We start from the raw sequence: 21,749 nt of genomic DNA on the forward strand, positions 1-21,749 counted from the left end.
CAAAAAGGATATGTCAATCGCGACCTTTTTTTTTAATTTTTTTTTTGTGCTTTGTGCTAACTGGGTTTCCCCGGGTTGGTTTGTTATTATATCTCCCGGGGGGGGCCGCCCGCGACTGGCACACTATGATAAATTAAATTACTATGAGTTTCAGAATAGACAGGCAGACACTCGATGAATTGAACCTGCTGGGTAAATTCCGTCATGGCTCTGTATACCATCTCTTCAACCAGGTGAAAACAAGAGGAGGCGAGCAATTGCTGGATTCCATGTTCCGTGATCCGCTCACCAACGAAGTAAGCATCAACACGCGCAGCAGCATCTTCCGTTATTTCCAGGAGCAGCGTCTGGATTTTACGCTGGATGTACAACAGGTAACGCTAATGCGCGAATACCTCGATACCGGGGCAACCGGAAGCGCCCCCATGGTAATGGCCGGAATGATGGTCAAAAAAATACTGGCTTCACTGACCCGTGATGAACGGTACAAGAAGAATATCCAGGGTCTGCAGGCCACCATCGTAACCCTAAAGAAAACTTCCGGCATTGTAGCGATCCTGCAAGGCAATAGTCCTTTTGCCTCAAGGGTGAGCAGTATCAGGAAAATTCTTGATACACCCAATGTAGCCAGGCTTACAGAACTGGATATCTACCAGGACCTGCCTGTACGGACACTTGCTTTTTATGAGCATCTTCTTAAAAGCAGGCTGAGTGCCGAAATGGAAGAGGTATTACAGTTCATTTATGAACTTGATGTATACATTTCCGTTGCTGCGGTAGCCGCCCGCAAAGGCTTTTCATATGCAACAGCCTTGCCGCCCGCAAAGAATTTGCTATCTGTGAAAGAGCTCAAACATCCATGCATAGACAATGCCGTGGGTAACGATCTGCTGATGCAGGAGAACAGCAATGTGATCTTTCTCACCGGAGCCAATATGGCCGGTAAGTCAACCCTTATGAAGAGTATCGGCATCGGTATGTACCTGGCGCATATGGGATTCCCCGTAGCTGCAAAGAGCATGGAGTTTTCTGTAAGGCAGGGTTTGTACTCTTCCATCAACGTGGCCGATAATATCGGGCTTGGTTACAGCCATTTCTATGCGGAAGTGGTTCGCGTAAAACAGGCCGCAGATGCTGCCGCCAGTGGGCAACGCCTGCTGCTGATGTTCGATGAACTGTTCAAAGGAACAAATGTAAAAGATGCCTACGATGGTACCCTTGCCGTAACGGAAGCGTTTGCGGAATACCAGGACTGCCTTTTCATCGTATCCACGCATATCATTGAAGTGGGAGAGGACCTGAAGGCTTCCAATATCCAGTTCCGGTTCCTGCCAACCATTATGGAAGGATCACATCCCCGTTATACCTACAGGTTACAGGAAGGTATAACCGAAGACCGACAGGGTATGATGATCATCCGTAACGAAGGTATTCTTGAAATGATGAACTCCTGACATGTAATAAGCAATGCCTCTGAATGGAAAGCCCGCCACTGAGCGGGTTTTCCGCATTATTCGGGTTAGGTGACCAGTTGATGGTTGACCATAAAAAAACAGGCGCCGTTGCAGGCGCCTGTTCTGTTTTATACTGAATTTGATTCAGGTCAGCTTATGCTACAGCTTTCCCAACCAGGGCAGCTGCTTCGCTCAGGAGGATGGCAGACTGAACTTTCAGGCCGCTTTCTTCGATGAGTTTCTTGGCTTCTTCAGCATTGGTTCCCTGGAGGCGTACAATGATAGGCACTTCAATATTGCCGATGGATTTGTACGCGTCGATCACACCCTGTGCAACCCTGTCGCAACGAACGATACCACCAAAGATATTGATGAGGATCGCTTTCACTTTAGGATCTTTCAGGATGATACGGAAACCTGCTTCCACGGTAGTTGCGTTGGCAGTACCGCCTACGTCCAGGAAGTTGGCAGGCTCACCGCCGCTCAGCTTGATCATGTCCATAGTGGCCATGGCCAGACCGGCGCCGTTCACCATACAACCCACGTTACCGTCGAGTTTCACGAAGTTCAGGTTGAACTTGCCTGCTTCCACTTCTGTAGGATCTTCTTCGCTGATATCGCGGAGTGCTTCCAGGTCAGGGTGGCGCATCAATGAGTTGTCATCCAGGTTCATTTTGCAGTCAACTGCAATGATCTTCTCGTCTGAAGTTTTGAACAGGGGATTGATCTCCAGCATGGCGCAGTCCAGTCCAACATATGCATTGTAAAGATTGGTCACAAATTTCACGCAGTTCTTGAATGCTTCACCTTTCAGTTGCAGGTTGAACGCGATCTTGCGCGCCTGGAAAGGAAGCAGTCCGCCGCTGGCGTGTACCCACTCTTTGAAGATCTTGTCTGGTGTGTTATGGGCCACTTCTTCAATGTCCATACCACCTTCAGTACTGTACATGATCACATTCTGACCTTTTGTACGGTCCAGCAGGATCGACAGGTAAAACTCCTTTACAGGGTTGGGGCCAGGATAGTATACGTCCTGGGCTACCAGTACCTTGTTCACCAGTTTGCCGGCAGGACCAGTCTGGATGGTAACCAGTGTACCGCCAAGGATATTGCTGGCGATCTGTTTGATCTCCTCAGCGCTTTTGCCCACGGCTACGCCGCGCTGCTCGCTACCCTGGATCTTGCCTTTACCGCGGCCCCCGGCGTGGATCTGTGCTTTCACCACGGCGAAGTTATTGCCAAATTGTACTTTCAGATTTTTGTAGGCTTCTTCTGCTGCATCTGCCCTGTCTACCGGAATTCCTTCCTGAACAGGTACATTGTATTTTTTCAGTAATTCTTTCGCCTGGTACTCATGGAGATTCATGCGGGGAAATTTTTGGCGAAAATAGGAAAAACGAACAACAGTTACGAGATGATTAGTGAGCTATATTTGCGCCATCTATGAGTACCATCATCCGGCAACTGGAAGAAACAACCGCATTCCTGCGTTCCCGCTACCCCCATACGCCTGCCGCAGGCATCGTACTGGGCAGCGGTTTGGGTAATTTTACCACCCAGATCCAACCCGAACTGGAGATCCCTTACAGCGAGATCCCCCATTTCCCTGTTTCCACCGTGGAAGGGCACCGGGGCCGTCTCATTTTCGGAACCGTGGCGGGGAAAAGGGTAGTGGCTATGGCCGGACGTTTCCATTTTTATGAAGGTTACTCCGCTGAAGAAGTGGTTTACCCCATCCGGGTGATGAAATCCCTGGGGGTTGACCAACTCCTGCTGTCCAATGCTGCCGGTGGTGTAAATCCCGCATTCAGCGTGGGAGATCTCATGGTGATCACCGATCATATCAGTTTTTCCGTGATCAATCCCCTGCTCGGCAGGAACGAGCCGCTGCTCGGGCCCCGCTTCCCGGATATGAGCGAGCCCTACAGCAAGGACCTGGTAAACCGGCTGAAATCCATTGCCGCTGAAGAAGGCATCAAACTGCAGCAGGGAGTATATTATGGTGTAACCGGCCCCACTTTTGAAACCAGGGCCGAATACCTGCTCATCCACCGCCTGGGCGGCGATGCAGTGGGCATGAGCACCGTACAGGAAGTGATTGCGGCTATCCATATGGGTATGAAAGTGGCGGCAGTTAGCGTGATCACTGACCTTGGTATAAGAGAAGAAGATAATGTGATCACCCATGAAGAAGTGTTGCAGGCAGCCGCTGAGGCAGAACCCAGGCTCACCACATTGTTCACCAAACTGATACAGAAAATGTAGGGTGTGCCCAGTCGCTCGCGTCCCCGCGAGTGACTTATATTTGTTCGCCTCCGGCGAACACCGTGTCGCCGGAGGCGACGGAATAAACGTCACTCGCGGGGACGCGAGTGACTGGCGACAGCGAAACGAAGCGCCAAGTTTCTGTTAATTGGATAAGATTTTCGCTGCAGCCAAACATCAGCAATAATTTTAATCACTAATTTTCCGCCCGTTAATCCGGCGATATATTTTGAAGACGAGATATCTTATCATAGCAGCCTTTCTCTTATTGTCAGCCTTTGCGAACAACGCTGCCGCTCAGGACCCATTCCGAAGATTACAGGGCATGGGCCGCGGCATGGGCGGCGGAGGCGGAAAAGTAGACACCGTACTGCATCGTACCGGCCTGGAAGATTCCATTACCATCCGGTTCCGTTACCTCGACAGCAGCAGGTTGCGCAGTTTCGATTCCTCCCTTACTGATTTCTCCGACAGATACCCCATTCCCTGGAGCTCCGTCAACCTCGGCAACCTGGGAACAGCGGCCCGTAACCTGATCTATTCACCCTTCCTGAAACCAGGATGGGACCATGGTTTCAGGGGATACGACAACTACCTCTGGAATGTAGAGGAAACCAAATTCTATACCACCACCAGGCCCTTTTCCGAAATGGATTATGTACTTGGCAGCAGGGCCGAACAATTCATACAGCTTACACATACCCAGAATATCCGCCCCAACTGGAATGCAGGTTTCCAGTACAGACTGATCAATTCACCAGGCACCTACCAGAACCAGAGTGTCAACCATAATAATTACCGCTTCCACAGCTGGTACCAGAGCAAGAATAAACGCTACCAGAATTTCGTGGTGGTAGTGGGCAACAAACTCCAGGCAGGAGAGAACGGCGGTATCAAAACCGATGTCAATTACCTGGAAGATGAAGCCTACCGCGAACGCTCTTCCATTCCCACACAACTGGGACAGGACCAGCCCGGCAGCAGGAACTTCTTCACCTCCTCCGTTCAGACCGGTTCCTTTTTCACCACCGGCGCGTACATGATGAGGCAGCAGTATGACCTGGGACAGAAAGATTCCATTGTTACAGACTCCACCGTAGTGCCTTTGTTCTATCCAAGGCTCCGCCTGGAACATTCCATCAGCTACAATACCTATAAATACAGGTTCAGAGACCAGAGCGCGGACAGTACTTATTACTGGGACAAGTACCAGTACTATATTCCAACCTCAAGAGGTACTTATTTTACACAGGATTTCTGGAAGATCCTCACCAATGATTTTTCGGTGTACCAGTTCCCCGATGCAAAGAATCCGCAGCAGTTCATCAAAGTGGGAGCCACGCACCAGCAGATCAGTTTTTCATCCATCAAGCAGGATCAACCCTGGGGAAATCTGAAGGACCATAATATCTTCATTCATGGTGAGTACCGCAATAAAACGCGCAACAAGAAATGGGATATCGAGGCTTTTGGAAATTTCTATTTCAAAGGCATGAACACCGGCAACTACACGGCTTATGTGAGCCTGCAACGCTTACTGAGTGAACGCATCGGTTCCCTTCAGGTGGGTTTCCAGAACACCAACCGTACCCCTTCTTTCGTGTACGATATTTACAGCGGTTTCTATTTTACGCCGCCTAAAACACTCAATAAAGAGAATATCACCAATCTGTTTGGTTCCTACAATGTGCCGCGCCTTCAGTTGAAACTGAGTGCCAATTATTACCTGATCACCAACCTGGCTTACATGAGGGATAATTTTGTGGTGGACCAGGCTAGCACTCCTTTCAACATCTTGCAGGTAACAGCACAGAAAGAGTTCCATCTCAGCAAGAGCAAACACTGGAACTGGAGAACCTGGGCAGTTTTGCAGCAACGCGCAGGCGATGGTCCCGTTAACATGCCGCTGTTCACTTCGCGCAACCAGATCGGTTACGATGGTAATCTCGGCTTCAAGAACCTGAATATGAGCCTGGGACTGGAAGTGCGTTATTTCACTCCGTACAATGCGGATTCATGGTCGCCCCTCACAGGCCAGTACGTATTCCAGGATACTGTGAAAGTGAAGCTGAAAGCCCCTGAGATCGGAGCCTACCTGCACTTCAGGATCAAAACATTTACCGCCTATGTGCGCGTTGAAAACCTGAATGCACTGGATGTGACCACCGGCAGTTTTACCAGGAACAATATCCCTACCATCGGTTACCCATATCCTGGTATGCAGCTCCGCATTGGCATATTCTGGGCTTTCGTGAACTAGCAATATGTTAAAAGTCAATTAATTGACAGAAGTCCTTTTGCAGTTTCAAAATACCTGCTACATTTGTCTGGAATGAAAAGGTCATGGATCGCCATATTAGCCATTTTGTATATCACGGTTACCTCCGGGGTGATTGTGAATGTACACTACTGCATGGGCAGCATTGCCAGTGTAGCATATGGCTGGGACGATCATGATGTTTGCGGCAAATGCGGCATGACTGATAAAAAGGCCGGATGCTGCCACACAGAATACCAACTGGTGAAAGTGGACGACGAGCACCAGTATCTTCCCGCCCACCTTCCTTCATTTGAAATGCCTGTGAGCATCATCCCCGACGAGATCGTGTGGATAGATCCCGCTCCGGCGCAACCACAACCCATCGCTTTCAATTTTGAAGATCCTCCGGATCCATACGGTAATTCGGCTTATCTCCCCATTTGTGTTTTCAGGATCTGATACAAGGCTGTACAAACAGAACTTCCCCCTATTGTTTGAAACAACCTTTTTATCATTTTCTATTTTATTAATATGAAAGCACAATCTATCATCCTTTCTGTATTTATTTTATTCGCAGCATTTACAGTTAACGCACAAAACGGCCTGAAAAAAGATACCATCAAAGTATGGGGCAACTGCGGCATGTGCAAGAAGATCATCGAGAAATCAGCCATCACCGCCGGTGCAAAAACAGCCGACTGGAATACAGATACCAAAGTACTGGCCGTTACCTACAGCGCCAAAGCCTCCAATAATAAAAAGATCCAGCAGTCAATTGCTGCATCAGGATACGATACCCAGGATTTTACAGCTAACAACCAGGCATACGACAAGCTCCATGCCTGCTGCAAATACGACCGCAAGGAAACAGCCAGTGTAAAGGAAGAAAAAAGCTGCTGCGAAGGAAGTGAAAAAGCATGCTGCAAAGACGGCGAAAAAAAGGACTGCTGCTCCAAAGAAGGACAGAAGACCGAAGGCCATCAGCATCAGTAATCACTATTAAAAACTTCAAACAGCAGATTTATGAAAAAAATATTCTTCCTGGCAGTGGCGTCACTGCTCAGCTTCGCGGGCATGTCCCAGTTTAATAAAGCATCTCTTCAGGCGGCAGGACTTACCTGCGCCATGTGTACCAAGGCTATCAATACCAGCCTGGAGCAGCTTACTTTTATAAAGGATGTTGACGTGGATATCAAAACATCCAGCTTCATCATCAATTTCAAAGAGGGCAGCAATGTTGACTTCGACCAATTGAAAAACGCGGTGGAAGATGCAGGGTTCTCTGTAGCCAAACTGAGCGCTACCGGTACTTTCAATAACCTGAAAGTGGAGAACGATGTACATGTACAGATCAGTGGAAAAAACTATCATTTTCTCAATGTGAAACCCCAGACCCTGGATGGAGAAAAGACCATCGTGCTGGCCGACAAAGATTTTATGAACTCCAAAGAGTTCAAAAAGATCAGCGCCGCCACCAAAATGGCCTGTGTTCATACCGGCAAGGCAGGTGAGTGCTGCTCAAAAAGCGGTATCAGCGCCAACAGCAGGATCTATCACGTTACTATCTAAGGAGGGACCACTATGAAAAGATTTTTTACCGGGGCATTACTGCTCCTGACCACACATGTACTTACAGCACAGGAACTCTATGTATTTGCTGATCCGGCCTCCAATGTGCCCGCCAAATCCATCAGCGCCAAATATTCCGGCAAGTTCCTCCGCTCAGCGCATACTGACCGCATCGAACAACGCCATATGGCAGAAGGCATGCTGGGGCTCAGTAAGGAATGGATGCTGCGCGGTTCCACCACTTTCTCGGATATGTATTCAGAGAACCTTCGCTGGGAAAGCATGAAGCTCTATACCAAGTACCGCTTCCTGAGCATCGATGATGTGCACAAACATTTCCGAATGGCGGCATTTGCAGAAGCAAGTTACAGTCGCAATGATATGATGTACGATGAGCTCAGTCTCGACGGGGACCAGAGCGGTGTGCAGGCAGGCGTGATACTCACCCAGCTTTGGGATAAACTGGCGGTAAGCGGTACCTTCGGGTATCTGCAGACCTTCAAGAAGAGTTCTCCGGGCAAGTACATCCCATCCGATAATCCGCTGCACCACGAAGGAACGTACGCAGCATGGCCGGAGCAGGCTTTCAACTACACCATTTCAGCCGGTTACCTGTTGTTCCCCAGGCATTATACCAGTTATAAGCAGACTAACGTTAACCTGTATGCGGAATTACTGGGGCAGCAGACACTCGATAAAAAATACTTCTTTATCGACTTTGCTCCCTCCATACAGTTCATCTTCAATAGTAATTCCAAGCTCAATGCGGGTTACCGGATAGAGCTCAACAGTGATATGCAACGGATGGCGCAGAACAGGTTACTGGTAAGTTTTGAGTATGTGTTCCTCAATGCTTTGAAAAAGAAGCGGTAGGCACAATTGTATAAACAGTTCCGGTAATTGTGTAACAGGCAGGGCAGCAGGGCGTGGTAACTTTGAAGTCTCAAAATTATATCATGGAAACCTCAACCAAAGCGCTTGTAAGCAAAACGATACCCGTTACCGGCATGAGCTGCGCGGCATGCGCAGTGAGTGTGGAATCGATGCTGGCCGCACAGGATGGCATCAAAGAAGCGGGCGTGAATTTTGCTACACAATCCGTGAAAGTGTTGTTTGATCCTTCAAAAACAAACACCACGGCCATGCAGCAGGTGGTCCGCAGTATCGGATACGACCTGATCATCGATGAAGAAAACGCCCCGGAGAAACAGGAAGCCCTCCAGGCAACAGCATATCAGCAGCTGCAACGGAAAACCATTGCAGCTGCTTTACTGACCTTACCGGTAGTAGCGATCGGCATGTTCTTCATGGAAATGCCCTACGGTAATTACATCATGTGGGCGCTGTCCACTCCGGTACTGTTCCTTTTCGGCCGTTCTTTCTTTATCAATGCAGTAAAGCAGGCCCGGAAGCGCAAAGCCAATATGGATACCCTGGTGGCGCTCAGCACAGGGATTGCGTATCTTTTCAGTGTGTTCAATACCCTCAACCCCGGTTTCTGGCATTCCCGCGGACTGCATCCCCACGTTTATTTTGAAGCCGCCGCCGTTGTGATCGTGTTTATCATGGTGGGAAAATTGCTGGAACAGAGAGCCAAAGGAAATACCAGTTCCGCTATCAGGAAACTCATCGGATTACAACCCAGGACCGTACATGTAATAAAGAATGGTGTGCCGGTTGAACTGCCCGCTACCCAGGTGCAACCCGGAGATCTCATCCTGGTGCGTGCCGGTGAAAAGATACCGGTTGATGGTATAGTGGAAGAAGGAGAGTCTTACGTGGATGAGTCAATGATCTCAGGTGAGCCTGTTGCCGTGCGAAAAGCCAAGGATACCAGCGTGCTGGCAGGCACCATCAACCAGCAGGGCAGCTTCCGTTTCCGCGCCGAGAAAGTTGGCAGCGAAACCATGCTGGCCGGCATTATCCGCATGGTGCAGGAAGCCCAGGGCTCCAAGGCCCCGGTACAGAAACTGGTAGATAAGATTGCAGGCATCTTTGTACCCGTGGTGATACTGATTGCCGTTACCGCTTTTGTGATCTGGGTGATCGCCGGTGGAGACAATGCCGTTACGCACGGTTTACTGGCAATGGTTACGGTGCTCGTAATCGCTTGTCCATGTGCGTTAGGACTGGCCACACCCACCGCCATCATGGTAGGAGTGGGCAAGGGTGCCGAACAGGGCATCCTGATCCGCGATGCCGAAAGCCTAGAACTGGCGCATAAGGTGAATGCCATTGTGCTCGACAAGACCGGCACCATCACGGCAGGAAAGCCGGTGGTAACGGATATTCTCTGGAAGGCTTCGGCCCTGCCCATGCAGACAGAACTGGAATCCATTCTGCTGGCCGCCGAACAACAATCCGAACATCCGCTGGCAACAGCTGTTGTACAATATCTGAAGGACCGGAAAGCAGTTCCGGTTCCATTGAGTTCTTTTGAAAGCATTACGGGCAAAGGCATCAGTGTCCGCGCCGGCAATATTCAGTATAAGGCAGGCAGTTATAAAATGGCGCAGGAAGATGGATTGCAGATGGAACCTGCATTGAAGGAGGCTGCCGGTAAGTGGGCCGCAGCTGCAAAGACCATCATCTGTTTTGCACAGGATACTGAAGTACTGGCCGTGATCGCCATTGCCGATGAAGTGAAACCGGGATCCGCCAATGCTGTGCACGCCCTTAAGAAAATGGGAATCCAAGTGTATATGTTCACCGGCGATAACCAGCAAACCGCTGCCGCCGTGGCTGCACAGGTGGGAATCAAAGATTTCAGAGGAGAAGCCCTGCCGGCAGATAAGGCAGACTTCGTGAAGAAGCTGCAGGACCAGGGAAAGATAGTAGCGATGGTGGGCGATGGCATCAACGATTCACAGGCCCTTGCGCAGGCTGATATCAGTATCGCAATGGGCAAAGGTTCGGATATCGCCATAGATACGGCGGGCATGAGCCTTATTTCAGCAGATCTGCAACAGATCCCGAAGGCGCTGGCCTTATCCCGCAGCACTGTCAGAGCGATACGCCAGAACCTGTTCTGGGCCTTTATTTATAACCTGATCGGTATTCCGTTGGCTGCCGGGATCTTGTATCCTGTGAACGGATTCCTGCTGGACCCGATGATCGCCGGAGGCGCCATGGCGCTGAGCTCTGTCAGTGTGATCGGCAACAGCCTTCGATTGAAATGGAAGAAATTCTAAACAGATTCAACTATGTTATTACACATTAAAAATATGGTCTGCAACCGCTGTAAATGGGTGGTGAAAAATGAGCTCGAAAAACTGGGACATAACGTAATGGTGATGCGCCTGGGTGAAGTAGAGCTCAAAGAGGATGCCAGTCCGCAGCAGCTGGAGCAGATAGACCGGACACTCGCGGAGTTTGGTTTCGAGCTGATCGGAGACCGTTCTTCACAACTGATAGAGCAGATGAAAACAAGTATCATCGGACTGGTGCAGGAGCCCGATAAACTGGAGAAGATGAATCTCTCCGATTATTTGTCCACCACGCTTCACCGTGATTATTCATCGCTCAGTAAACTCTTCTCCGAAGTGGAAGGTATCACCATCGAGCAGTACTTCATCCTGCAAAAGATAGAGCGGGCCAAGGAACTGCTGGTGTATGACGAACAGAGCCTCACGCAGATCGCCTATGACCTGGGATACAGCAGTGTGGCGCATCTCAGTAGTCAATTCAAAAAGGTGACCGGCCTGACGCCCAGCCATTTCAAGCAGCTGCGTGGTGAAAAACGAAAACCGCTGGACGGTGTGAACGAATAGCAGGAATTGTATAAATCCTATCCAGAATGCTGCAACTGATCCCCTGAACCCTACTGTAGCTTTGTGTTATTAAATCATTTTGTATGACACATCAGTATAACGTATCAGGTATCACCTGTTCAGGCTGCGTAGCCAATGTAAAAAAAGCCATCGAATCAGTACAGGGAGTAACAGGCGTGGAAGTGAAACGCGAATCGCCACAGGCCACTGTGACCATGGATACCCATGTAAATACGGAAACCCTGCAGCAGGCCCTCAAACAAGTGGGCAATTACCAGATCTCTGATCTTCACTAAAGAATTGAATCATGAAAAAAGTCTTCCCGATAGTTTTGTTCAGCATTTTCTCAGTAAGCGCATTCGCGCAACACGAGCATCATAACATGAAGCAGGATACTGTACCGGCAAAGAAAGCCACAGACAGTATGGCCACCATGCACCATGATCATGCCACGATGCAGCATGGCCCGGTGATGTCGCATGCCTTCAGCCGCAATCTGCCGATGAACCGCAACGGTTCAGGTACCGCCTGGCTGCCGGATGAAGCGCCGATGTATGGATACATGTTCCATACAAAGAAGTGGATGTATATGCTGCATGGAAATGTATTCCTTCGTTACAATAACCAGGATATAGCCCGCAGCGGCAGCAGGGGCGCCCATAAGTTTGATGCGCCCAACTGGGTAATGGGAATGGGGCAGACGGCTATCGGGAAACGCGGCCTGCTGCGCTTCAGCGCCATGCTGTCGTTCGACCGGCCCATCATGGGTGGCGATGGATATCCATTATTGTTCCAGAGTGGTGAGACATGGAAAGGCAAGCCACTGGTTGACCGCCAGCATCCGCACGATATGTTCGCAGAACTCTCAGTTGGGTACTCGCATGCCATCAGTAAGGATGTTGATGTGTTCGGATACATCGGTTATCCCGGTGAACCTGCATTAGGTGGAACGGCCTTTATGCACCGTCCCAGTAGTTTGTACAACCCTGATGCGCCACTGGGCCACCACTGGCAGGATGCCACGCATATCACTTTCGGTGTAGCCACCGCAGGAGTGCGTTATAAGGATTTCAAGATCGAAGCCAGCAGCTTCACAGGCCGTGAGCCGGATGAAGACAGGTATAATTTCGATAAGGCAAGATTCGATTCCTGGGCAGTGCGATTGAGTTATAATCCTACCAAAGAACTGAGCTTGCAGGTGTCACAGGGATTTGTAAAAAGCCCTGAACCGCTGCATCCTGATGAAGACGTGAAACGAACCACAGCATCTGTTATACATGCTAAGAGATTCGGAAAGAATGCCATGCTGAATTCCGCTGTGGTATGGGGTTACAACAGGGTCGACAAGAATCACCAGGAACATAGTGTGCTGGCAGAATCTGCTTTCAGCTGGAAGAAGAACGCCATTTACGGTAAGTATGAATTTGTTGAGAAATCAACAGATGAACTGGCGCTGGATGAAGATAAATTCGGACATGATGGAAAGTTCCCCGTTAGCGCACTCACGCTGGGTTTCAACAGAAAAATATTCAGTGCAGGAAAGACGGATTTTTCTATAGGCACGCAGGCTACATTGTATATGCCAGAGAAGCCGCTGGAAAGTTTATATGGAAGCAATCCATGGGCTTATCAGGTGTTTATCAGGGTGAGCCCTGGGTTGATGAGATAGGGTCCGGCCCCGGGATGCTGCTATTCAGGCTGTAGGCCGGACCCGGGATAATGCTATTCAGGCTGTGAAACGCACCTGCACTGTAGAATGATATTTTATCATAAGTTGGTTTGATGGACTGAAGTGATGGGCCGGGCTTCTTCGCTTACGTTTGCAAGGCCTGAATCGCATCATCCCTCGCCGGCAGATGGCCGAGAGTGTAAGAGTTCTGAAAAAATGTTTTTGCGATGCCTTTTGGAATGGCTGCGACCTGAGGTGGCAGCCATTTTCTTTGCGATGTGCCCAGTTTCTTTCGCAGTGCCCAGTTGCTCGCGTCCCAGCGAATGACTTCTATTTCCTCGCCTCCGGCGAGAGCAGCGTTCGCCTCCGGCGTACTAACAAAAGCCAGTCGCGGCGATGCGAGCGGCTGCCAGCTCTCTGATTCCCTGATAAATCTCTTCATTCTCAATTCTTTAATTAAGCCTCAATATTATTTTTTGAATTCTGAAGATTAATATTAAATTTACCTAAACCATAATTTAGGTGCGTCTAAAAATAATTGAAAAGAACTTAAGAAACAATCAGATGAAATATTGGGTAAACTTACTGCTGTTGCTGTTTTCAGGATATGTCTCATATGCCCAGCACAGCAGTATTTCAGGAACTGTAAAAGATAAAGCAACAGGTGAGGCGCTGCCGGGCGCTGTGATCGCCTGTAATAATAAGAAGGTGCTGGCAGGCAATGATGGCCGGTTCCTGATCAATCTCAGTGCGGCAGCATCCAGTTCCACACTGATCATTTCAAGGATCGGCTATAAGTCCGATACTGTTGAATATACAGGTACATATCTCGAAGTACTGCTGGAAGCATCCTCACAGATACTTACCGATGTGGTGGTCACAGGCACCATGAAAGCCGTGCAGAAAACAGCCAGTCCTGTTCCGGTGGAGGTTTACACACCGGCATTCTTCCGGAGGAATCCCACACCCACCATCTTTGATGCATTACAACAGGTGAATGGCGTGCGGCCTCAACTGAATTGTAATGTCTGCAATACGGGTGATATCCATATCAACGGACTGGAAGGTCCATATACCATGGTGCTCATTGATGGTATGCCTATCGTTAGCAGCCTCGGCTCCGTGTATGGCCTCAGCGGCATCCCCAATTCGCTGGTGGAAAGGATCGAAGTGGTGAAAGGCCCTGCCAGCTCATTGTATGGTTCTGAAGCTATTGGTGGACTGATCAATGTGATCACAAAGAACCCGCTGAAAGCGCCGCTGGTATCAGTGGATGTTATGGCCACCTCCTGGAATGAATACAACCTGGATCTCGGGGTGAAATACAGACCGGCAAAAAAAGTAACAGGACTGCTGGGAGTGAACTATTTCAATTTCAACAACAGGGTAGACAGGAACGATGATAATTTCACGGACGTAACACTGCAGAACAGGATCGCCTTCTTCAATAAATTCAGTTTTGAAAGACAGCATAACCGGGCGGCAAGCCTTGCAGCGCGTTATGTGTATGAAGACAGATGGGGTGGGGATATGCGCTGGAACAAAGACTTCAGAGGCGGGGATTCATTGTATGGAGAGAGTATCTATACCTCACGCATTGAACTGATCGGAAACTATCAGTTACCAACAGCCGAAAAGCTGATGTTCTCCTGGTCTTATAATTCACATGTGCAACGATCCGCTTATGGCAATACCATTTACAATGCCAAACAGCAGGTGGCTTTCGGGCAACTGACCTGGGACAAAACTGCAGGCATTCATGACCTTCTTGCCGGTATAGTATATCGTTACACAGCTTATGATGATAATACCACGGCCACCGTAGATACATTCACCATGAAGAATAAACCTGAGCATACGCCGCTGCCGGGAATATTTGTGCAGGACGAGATTGCTCTGGGAGACCAGCACAAGCTTCTGGCCGGCGTTCGCTGGGACCATCACCCCGTGCACGGTAATATCATCACGCCAAGGATGGCCTGGAAATGGAGCCCTTCTCCCAATGATGTTATCCGGGTGAATGCAGGTACCGGATTCCGGGTGGTGAACCTTTTCACGGAAGATCATGCAGCCCTTACCGGCGCCAGGTCTGTGATCATCAAAGATGAGCTAAAACCAGAGCGCAGCTACAATATCAACCTCAATTACGTGAAAAAGCTGTACGCCACTTCTTTCTGGGTGAACTTCGATGCCTCCGCCTGGTACACGCATTTCACCAACAGGATCATTCCTGATTATGAAACCGATCCTGACGCTATTATTTATGATAACCTCACCGGTTACTCGGTATCGAAAGGAGTCAGCCTCAATACGGAGTTCGGGTTCACAAATGGGCTGAAAGGGCATGTGGGAGCCACTTTCATGGATGTAAGCATCACCAGTAAAGATGATGCAGGCAATAAACAGAACAGCAGACAGTTGCTGACAGAAAACTGGACCGGTAACTGGTCACTCTCATACAGTTTTAAGAGTGGCGGATGGTCAGTGGACTATACCGGCAATATCTATGGCCCGATGTTGCTGCCTTTACTCGGAGAGAAGGATCCACGCAAACCAAAGTCGCCCGTGTGGAGTATACAGAATATCCAGGTCACCAAAAAACTGAAACATGGAATTGAAGTATACGGCGGTATCAAGAACCTGCTGAACTGGACGCCCGCCAAAGGAAATCCTTTTCTCATTGCAAGGTCTCATGACCCATTCGATAAACAGGTGTTGCGGGATGCTAACGGAAATATACAACCGGTCGGAAAGAACGGCGATCCCAATCCTTTTCTCCTCACATTCGATCCCAACTATGTATACGCGCCTAACCAGGGAATCAGAGGCTTCGTAGGTTTACGATGGGTTTTTACTGGTAATTAGTTAGTGAATAACTTGTGAATAAAATATCAAAAAGGCGTATCATTGTGCGGTAAAATCTAACCCAATGAAAAAGATCTCTACCCTGATGGTAGCCGTAATTGTTATGGCTACCGGTTCCGCACATGCCCAATTGAGTTTGTTCAAGAAAGACCCGGCCAGTCCTGGATTCGGAAAGGCTGTTGAACAGATCCTGGGGGATTTCCCATATAATTACAAACATCTTACGGGAGACCTGGTTTTACAGGAAGGCGAGCTCTGGCATTATGCGCCCACGGTACAAATTCCCGGAGCGCAGCGCTGCGTGATCGCACATTATCATTCCGGTCTGGATACAACCGCCAGCTACCAGGGCTTCATGTATTCTGCGGAAGAGTTTGCGGATGCCGCCAAAGAATACCGCCGTCTTTTCAATCAGCTGAAAGGATGCAAGCTGAGAATGGTGGATGGTTCCGCTTATTTTCTGGATGGAGAACTGGATGCTCCTGCAGAAGAAAAGGATTTTGTGGTAAGCCTGCTGAAGATCCAGACTGCCGATGACCGTTACAAACTTTTTAAAGTGGAACTGGAAATGTTGTACAAAGTGGATCACTTTGAGATCAACATCAATTTCATCACCAGGAAAAAAGACGAAGACCAGCGCCCGGACTGGTGGACAGAGAAGTAATCTCTTATAGTGTGCCCAGCCGCTCGCGTCCCCGCGAGTGGCTTTTATTTGTTCGCCTCTGGCGAATGCCGTGTTGCCGGGAGGCGATGGAATATAAGTAACTCGCCAGAGGCGAGCTACTGGGCGCTGCGAAATTATTGCTCTATAAAACTAACGGTGCCGCCTACCCATTCTTTATCCTTGTTATAGCGTACGCCGATCATCTTGCCCTTACTGAGCCTCGCGAGGTTGATAGCCGGTTTTGGCCTGTCCCAGCCATCTTTCCACAGGTACATGATCCGGATCTCCACTTTTGCCGGAACATCCGGTGTGTCCACGATATCCGCATACTGTACCTTTTTCTGCAGGATCCAGTTCTCCGGATCCTTTACAGCATCGATGTCTGCGTGCGTAACATCAATCACCACACCCTGACCGGCAAAAGAAAACAATGGTTTCAGTACATAATCTTCCAGGTTGCCAGGCAATTGTTTCAGTTCGTTCAGAAAAAAGCTTTCCGGAACATAGGGGTGCTGAATATAAGGGAGGGTGAATTTGCTGATCCTGTAAAACCAGTTGGGGTGGGTGATCCACTCCACATCCAGGTCCTGTGTGATGTCAACGAAACTGCCCAGTGTATCTTTCTGAGCGTTAAGATCATCAAATATAACGCGGTTGTATATGCGAAGAATGCGCGTTTTCACCCCGTCTTTCATGTAATAGAGTTCTCTTCCTTCCTGGATCAGTTTGGTGATGCAGACAGGTTGAATGCCCAGGTAATCACGGGTGCAGTAGAAATCGATCTTCGTTTTCTGTTCATCCGGTTTGATCTCCAGCAGGATCACATTTTCTGCGGGGACATTGCCCAGGATCACTTCTTTCAGCTCATCGATATAGGATTCCCTGGTATGTCCATTGAGGAATGGGCTGTAGTTGGAAGGGATATCGAAATTTTTCCTGAATTTTTCTGACATGTAAACCTGGAAGCCGTAGAGGGAGGGAAAGCCCTGCATTTCTATCAGCTGTGGTTCGGACTGGCCATTGGCATTGGTGCATACACCAAAATCAAAGGCTATCATATGTGGGTGGCTGTTCTCGTTGGGTGTTCTTTCGGTATCCGGGATGGCGCGTTCCGTAAGTTCTTTGAAAGCAGGATCGAGGATTACGTCAACGATACTTTCGCAGGCATCGATCATTTTGGCAGCGAAGGCTTTATCTATGAAAACGGGTGTTTCGGCCACGCGGAACTCGATGGCGCCTGGGTAGCCGCTATCCATATCTTTCAGGAATTGCTGGTAACGCCCGGGGGTAAACGCATCGTTGTATGACTTTCTCAGGCTGGGGACCATGATCAGTAATTTTCGGGGAAGTTACGGAAAATGCAGGTCTGACCCAGCGGGCTGGTTATGCGGGAATTCCCACCAGTTCTTCGGTTGCCAGTTTCAGGAAATTGGGAAGTACATGCGCGTAGGTGTACCGGATCTTGTCGGGATCATTGAGCTGCTCGATCATGGAGCTCCATTTTGCTTCGCCATGATTGTTGATCACGGTGCGTTTCTTGTCTTCACGGAGCAGGTACATGGTCATACCGGCGGCATCGGCCTCCGGGTGAAATTGGGTGCCTACCATGTATTCATTGAAGCGGAAGGCCATGATGGCGCGTTCCAGTGGCACATGAGGGCGTTCTTTCTCGATGGCGAGGATGGCGCCGCCAAGCTGGCGGATACGCTGATGGTCGGGTTGGATCACCTGGTAGTCGCGGCTGTCAACCGCATAGAATGGATCCTGCAGTTTTGCAAAAAGCGGCTCTGCATGGCCTTCATCCAGCATATGAACGGGGAATACACCGAAGGCGGTGGATTTCCTTCTTGTTACTTCCGCTACTTTGAAGAAGCGGCATGCCAGCTGGAAGGAGTGGCAGATAAAGAGCACATGTTTTTTTATGGTATGGCCGGAATGCTGATTGTATTCCTGCACGGAACTGATCCAGTTGAAGTATTTGTTTTCCCAGTCGCTTCCCTCGCTGTCTACCGGTGAGCCGGGGCCTCCGCTGGAAATATACAGGTCGTAGGAAAGGTCGGGGAGTTGCTGCAGCTTACGCACTTCAAATTCGTCCCAAATTATTTCCATCTGGCGATCCCTGCCGAACTGCTGCAGTATCTCACGTATACAACGCATACCCTCGTTAGCCTGACCTTCATATAAGTCGAGGATGGCTATGCGGATTTGTTTGTTATCGCTCCTGTACATGAGTGCAAAATTACATTTTTTTGCCGGTGGCAGGAACCCGCAGCGGGTATCCGGATTATCCGGAACAGCCAGGGCTGTTTTTCACGCCTCCCGATGATAACAAGGCAGGTCCGGGATTGTTGTTGGAACAAGTCCCGGCCTGCCTGTTAAGTAGTTGTGACTTATTTGATTAAGTGCTTATACATTTCTTCGGCCACCAGTTTGTTGCCCGCGTCATTGAGGTGAACGCGGTCGGTGGTGAGGATGCCTTTTTCTTCGTTATTCTTATTATTAACGAGATTATAATCCAGAAATGCCTTCCTCAGATCGATGAGCTGGCAGTTATTACTGGCCGCAATCTGGCGGATGATGGCAGCATATTTATTGAGATCGCCATCCAGTTCGTTGCTGTAGTCTGTCTTTTCTCCGATAGCGGCAGGTGTACAGAGCAGGACTTTGATATTCTTCTCTTTCAGCTTTTTGATGATGGCATTGTAGAATTTCTCGAACTTGTCGGCGTCAGTGCCGGTGCCATGGCTGCGTTTGTGCCATACGTCGTTAACGCCTACCCAGATCACTACGGTGGACGGATTTTTGGAAAGTACATCGTCTTCCAGGCGGAGGTAGAGATCGTACACTTTATTGCCACCGATGCCGGCGCCAACGAGCTCATATTTGTTTTCCAGGCCTTTTGATTTTACCAGGTCGCGCAGCACGCTGATATATCCTTTGGGGTTCACGCCAGCCTGTGTGATGCTGTCGCCAAAGAAGATGATGCGCTCGGGTTTCTGGAAGGTGGTGAATGATGCCAAAATGATGAGCAGGGTAAATGCAGTAAGAATTTTTTTCATACGCGGGTTAATATAATTATCAAATCTAATGGTTTTTACAGTTACAGGGAAGTCCGGGTGCAGCTTCCGCAAATGGGCGGTCCGGATATTAAATTTGTGATTCGGGCAATATCGCCGGTGGAAACCTCCATTTATTTTGAATATTTACACTCCGAAAAACAGGAAACATGAGAAATTACCTGAAAAGAGGTGGATATGTACTGATTTTACTTTCTCTGATGCAGCCGGCAACCAGCCAGGCGCTGAAGACACGCCAGAAAACGGAGCAGCAGGTAATGCCTGGCCGGGCGAACAGCCCGGCACAATATGATAAGCCTTATGTGATCCTGATATCAGCTGATGGTTTCCGTTATGATTATATCGATAAATACAATTGCGTTAACCTGAAAAAGCTGAGTGCAGGGGGCGTGCGTGCGGAATCGATGCTGCCTGTTTATCCTTCGCTTACATTTCCGAATCATTATTCCATTGTTACAGGTATGTATCCCGCGCATCATGGCCTGGTAGATAATACTTTTTATGATCCTGCCTTGCAAAGGCGGTATTCCATCAGTAATGTGAAAGAGGTGACCGACAGTATATGGTATGGCGGAGACCCGCTCTGGGTACTGGCTGAGCAGCAGCAGTTGTTGTCGGCTGTCTTTTATTGGGTGGGCTCTGAGGCGCCTGTGCAGGGCATCCGGCCCAGTTACTGGTATCATTACGGAAAGGATATCCAGATGCCTGACCGCCTGCAGGCAGTGAAGGACTGGCTGACATTGCCGGAAGAGAAGCGCCCGCACTTCATTGCCTTTTATTTTCCGGAAGTAGACCATGAATCGCATGAGCATGGACCTGACTCACCCGAAACGGAAGAAGCGGTGCATTTTGTTGATCAGAGTGTCGGGCAGTTACAGCGCATACTTGATTCATTGAAACTGCCGGTTAACCTGATCTTTGTTTCGGATCACGGGATGGCGGCGGTTGATACTGTGAATACCATCAAAACGCCTGTGGTGGATACAACGAAGTTTGTAATGACAATGGGAGATATGACGGCGCATATTTATGCCAGGGAGAAAGATGAAGCGGCAGTCAATGCCCTGTATCAGCAACTGAAAACTGCGGCAGACGGTTATGATGTATACCTGCTTTCAGAAACCCCCGAACGCTGGCATTACCGGAAAGAAGATGACCGGTTCGGCAGGCTGGGTGAAATCCTGCTGGTGCCACAATACCCAAGGGTGTTTCACTGGGGTAATCGTCGCGTGATCCCGGGACGGCATGGGTATGATCCTTATAAACACAAGGATATGCATGCGAGTTTTTATGCCTGGGGGCCGCAGATACATTCCGGAAAATCCGTCGGGACTTTCCAGAATGTGGAGGTGTACAGGCTGATCACGCAGATCCTGGGTCTGGCGGTGAAAGAAACGGACAGTAGTGATTTCCTGGTGAAGAAGGTCTTGAAGAAATGATCCTGTCCGGATCAGAGTTTTTTCATCAGGCTGTTCAGTAATTCTTTGACGATGCCGGCATCTTCTTTTGTTAGGCTCACATCATGTTGGGTGTCTTTCCCATCAGAGCTCTGGCCGTTCAGGAAATTATCTATTACCGCTTTTCTTTCCTGCTGGTTTTTTTCTGTGTTCTTAAGTGTGACGTAGAATTTCCTGATCTTCATGTCTTCCTGCTCTGCCTGTATCATCAGTTTGTGATTAAGTGTATAAAGTCTTGCTGTATACCGTAATATCGCAAGGAAAAAAGTAGTGATCACAATGCTCAGTACCAGCCTTTTTATGATCTCGTTCAGGTGATTTGATGGATCATTGGCGTCTTTCTGGATCTGTGGAAGCAGGCTTACCATTTGACTGGCTGCAAATTTGAACTCTTCTGCTGCATTCTGAAAACTGCTATTGTATTCGCTGACCCTGATCGATAGCTGCTGGAATATCAGGCTTACTGAATCAGCATTTTGCAGATTCACTGTGTCCCTGAAATGTTGTAAGTTTTCTACAAGCGTTGATGTTCTAGGGAATTTTTCATATTCACTGATCAGTTTTATCAGGGAAGGGGCTCCTGTTTGTTTGAATGTTGTTTTGCTTTGAAGCCTTTCCTTTGCCTGAGTAAGATCTGCGCGAAATCTTTCCAAACCGATACCGCTGCTCAGATTATTTAGTATTGATATATTTGTGTTG

Annotated in this window: 20 protein-coding genes; 14 read left to right on the forward strand and 6 right to left on the reverse strand. The window is 48.9% G+C overall.

The annotated features are described in order from the left end of the window. Positions 1-143 precede the first annotated feature (143 nt). Entirely contained in the window at positions 144-1,454 is a 1,311-nt protein-coding gene (locus ACTHMC_RS27340) for a MutS-related protein (protein WP_440418224.1), read from the forward strand. 154 nt (positions 1,455-1,608) lie between these two features. Here the strand turns inward: ACTHMC_RS27340 and sucC are convergent, their stop codons facing one another. Next, entirely contained in the window at positions 1,609-2,820 is a 1,212-nt protein-coding gene (gene sucC, locus ACTHMC_RS27345; RefSeq protein WP_440418225.1) for an ADP-forming succinate--CoA ligase subunit beta, read from the reverse strand. 77 nt (positions 2,821-2,897) lie between these two features. Here sucC and ACTHMC_RS27350 point away from each other — a divergent pair, with 77 nt between their 5' ends. The 10 genes from ACTHMC_RS27350 to ACTHMC_RS27395 all read left to right on the forward strand — a co-directional run bounded on the left by ACTHMC_RS27350 (position 2,898) and on the right by ACTHMC_RS27395 (position 12,987). Then, on the forward strand, positions 2,898-3,719 hold the full coding sequence (locus ACTHMC_RS27350; protein WP_440418227.1) for a purine-nucleoside phosphorylase: 822 nt from the start codon (positions 2,898-2,900) through the stop codon (positions 3,717-3,719). A gap of 229 nt (positions 3,720-3,948) precedes the next feature. Then, positions 3,949-5,979, forward strand: coding sequence for a putative porin (locus ACTHMC_RS27355; RefSeq protein WP_440418229.1), 2,031 nt, complete (start codon positions 3,949-3,951; stop codon positions 5,977-5,979). Positions 5,980-6,051: 72 nt separating this feature from the next. Continuing rightward, positions 6,052-6,438, forward strand: a complete 387-nt coding sequence (locus tag ACTHMC_RS27360) for an HYC_CC_PP family protein (protein WP_440418230.1) — start codon at positions 6,052-6,054, stop codon at positions 6,436-6,438. Between the two features lie 72 nt (positions 6,439-6,510). After that, a complete protein-coding gene (locus tag ACTHMC_RS27365; RefSeq protein ID WP_440418231.1) occupies positions 6,511-6,972 on the forward strand; it encodes a heavy-metal-associated domain-containing protein in 462 nt (153 codons plus the stop codon). Positions 6,973-7,002: 30 nt separating this feature from the next. After that, a complete protein-coding gene (locus ACTHMC_RS27370; protein ID WP_440418233.1) occupies positions 7,003-7,548 on the forward strand; it encodes a heavy-metal-associated domain-containing protein in 546 nt (181 codons plus the stop codon). A gap of 12 nt (positions 7,549-7,560) precedes the next feature. Continuing rightward, positions 7,561-8,421, forward strand: a complete 861-nt coding sequence (locus ACTHMC_RS27375; RefSeq protein WP_440418234.1) for a hypothetical protein — start codon at positions 7,561-7,563, stop codon at positions 8,419-8,421. Positions 8,422-8,504: 83 nt separating this feature from the next. Further along, positions 8,505-10,739, forward strand: a complete 2,235-nt coding sequence (locus ACTHMC_RS27380) for a heavy metal translocating P-type ATPase (protein WP_440418235.1) — start codon at positions 8,505-8,507, stop codon at positions 10,737-10,739. Positions 10,740-10,751: 12 nt separating this feature from the next. Further along, complete coding sequence (locus ACTHMC_RS27385; protein WP_440418237.1) at positions 10,752-11,318, forward strand: helix-turn-helix domain-containing protein; 567 nt, start codon at positions 10,752-10,754, stop codon at positions 11,316-11,318. An 83-nt stretch (positions 11,319-11,401) separates the two neighbouring features. Continuing rightward, positions 11,402-11,614, forward strand: coding sequence for a heavy-metal-associated domain-containing protein (locus tag ACTHMC_RS27390; RefSeq protein WP_440418239.1), 213 nt, complete (start codon positions 11,402-11,404; stop codon positions 11,612-11,614). 11 nt (positions 11,615-11,625) lie between these two features. After that, entirely contained in the window at positions 11,626-12,987 is a 1,362-nt protein-coding gene (locus tag ACTHMC_RS27395; RefSeq protein ID WP_440418241.1) for a hypothetical protein, read from the forward strand. A 145-nt stretch (positions 12,988-13,132) separates the two neighbouring features. On the opposite strand, the gene ACTHMC_RS27400 is transcribed toward ACTHMC_RS27395, so the two are convergent. After that, the gene (locus ACTHMC_RS27400; protein WP_440418243.1) at positions 13,133-13,429 is read right to left on the reverse strand and encodes a hypothetical protein; all 297 of its coding nucleotides are present in this window, start codon (positions 13,427-13,429) and stop codon (positions 13,133-13,135) included. A gap of 122 nt (positions 13,430-13,551) precedes the next feature. Between ACTHMC_RS27400 and ACTHMC_RS27405 the strand changes: the two genes are divergently transcribed. Next, positions 13,552-15,852 carry a TonB-dependent receptor gene (locus tag ACTHMC_RS27405; protein WP_440418245.1) on the forward strand — a complete coding sequence of 767 codons (2,301 nt, stop codon included), beginning with the start codon at positions 13,552-13,554 and terminating at the stop codon, positions 15,850-15,852. 64 nt (positions 15,853-15,916) lie between these two features. Then, the gene (locus tag ACTHMC_RS27410) at positions 15,917-16,516 is read left to right on the forward strand and encodes a hypothetical protein (protein ID WP_440418246.1); all 600 of its coding nucleotides are present in this window, start codon (positions 15,917-15,919) and stop codon (positions 16,514-16,516) included. 134 nt (positions 16,517-16,650) lie between these two features. Here the strand turns inward: ACTHMC_RS27410 and ACTHMC_RS27415 are convergent, their stop codons facing one another. From ACTHMC_RS27415 to ACTHMC_RS27425, 3 genes are all read right to left on the reverse strand, one after another. Continuing rightward, positions 16,651-17,844, reverse strand: coding sequence for a hypothetical protein (locus ACTHMC_RS27415; protein ID WP_440418247.1), 1,194 nt, complete (start codon positions 17,842-17,844; stop codon positions 16,651-16,653). 55 nt (positions 17,845-17,899) lie between these two features. Beyond that, a complete protein-coding gene (locus ACTHMC_RS27420) occupies positions 17,900-18,745 on the reverse strand; it encodes a type 1 glutamine amidotransferase (protein WP_440418249.1) in 846 nt (281 codons plus the stop codon). 161 nt (positions 18,746-18,906) lie between these two features. Next, a complete protein-coding gene (locus tag ACTHMC_RS27425; protein WP_440418251.1) occupies positions 18,907-19,575 on the reverse strand; it encodes an SGNH/GDSL hydrolase family protein in 669 nt (222 codons plus the stop codon). Between the two features lie 167 nt (positions 19,576-19,742). Between ACTHMC_RS27425 and ACTHMC_RS27430 the strand changes: the two genes are divergently transcribed. Further along, on the forward strand, positions 19,743-21,032 hold the full coding sequence (locus tag ACTHMC_RS27430; RefSeq protein WP_440418252.1) for an alkaline phosphatase family protein: 1,290 nt from the start codon (positions 19,743-19,745) through the stop codon (positions 21,030-21,032). Between the two features lie 11 nt (positions 21,033-21,043). On the opposite strand, the gene ACTHMC_RS27435 is transcribed toward ACTHMC_RS27430, so the two are convergent. Continuing rightward, positions 21,044-21,749, reverse strand: a 706-nt coding sequence (locus tag ACTHMC_RS27435) for a hypothetical protein (RefSeq protein WP_440418254.1), incomplete at its 5' end; no start/stop codon positions are given.

The sequence above is a fragment of the Pseudobacter sp. genome (assembly GCF_051955275.1).
Lineage (GTDB): Bacteria > Bacteroidota > Bacteroidia > Chitinophagales > Chitinophagaceae > Pseudobacter.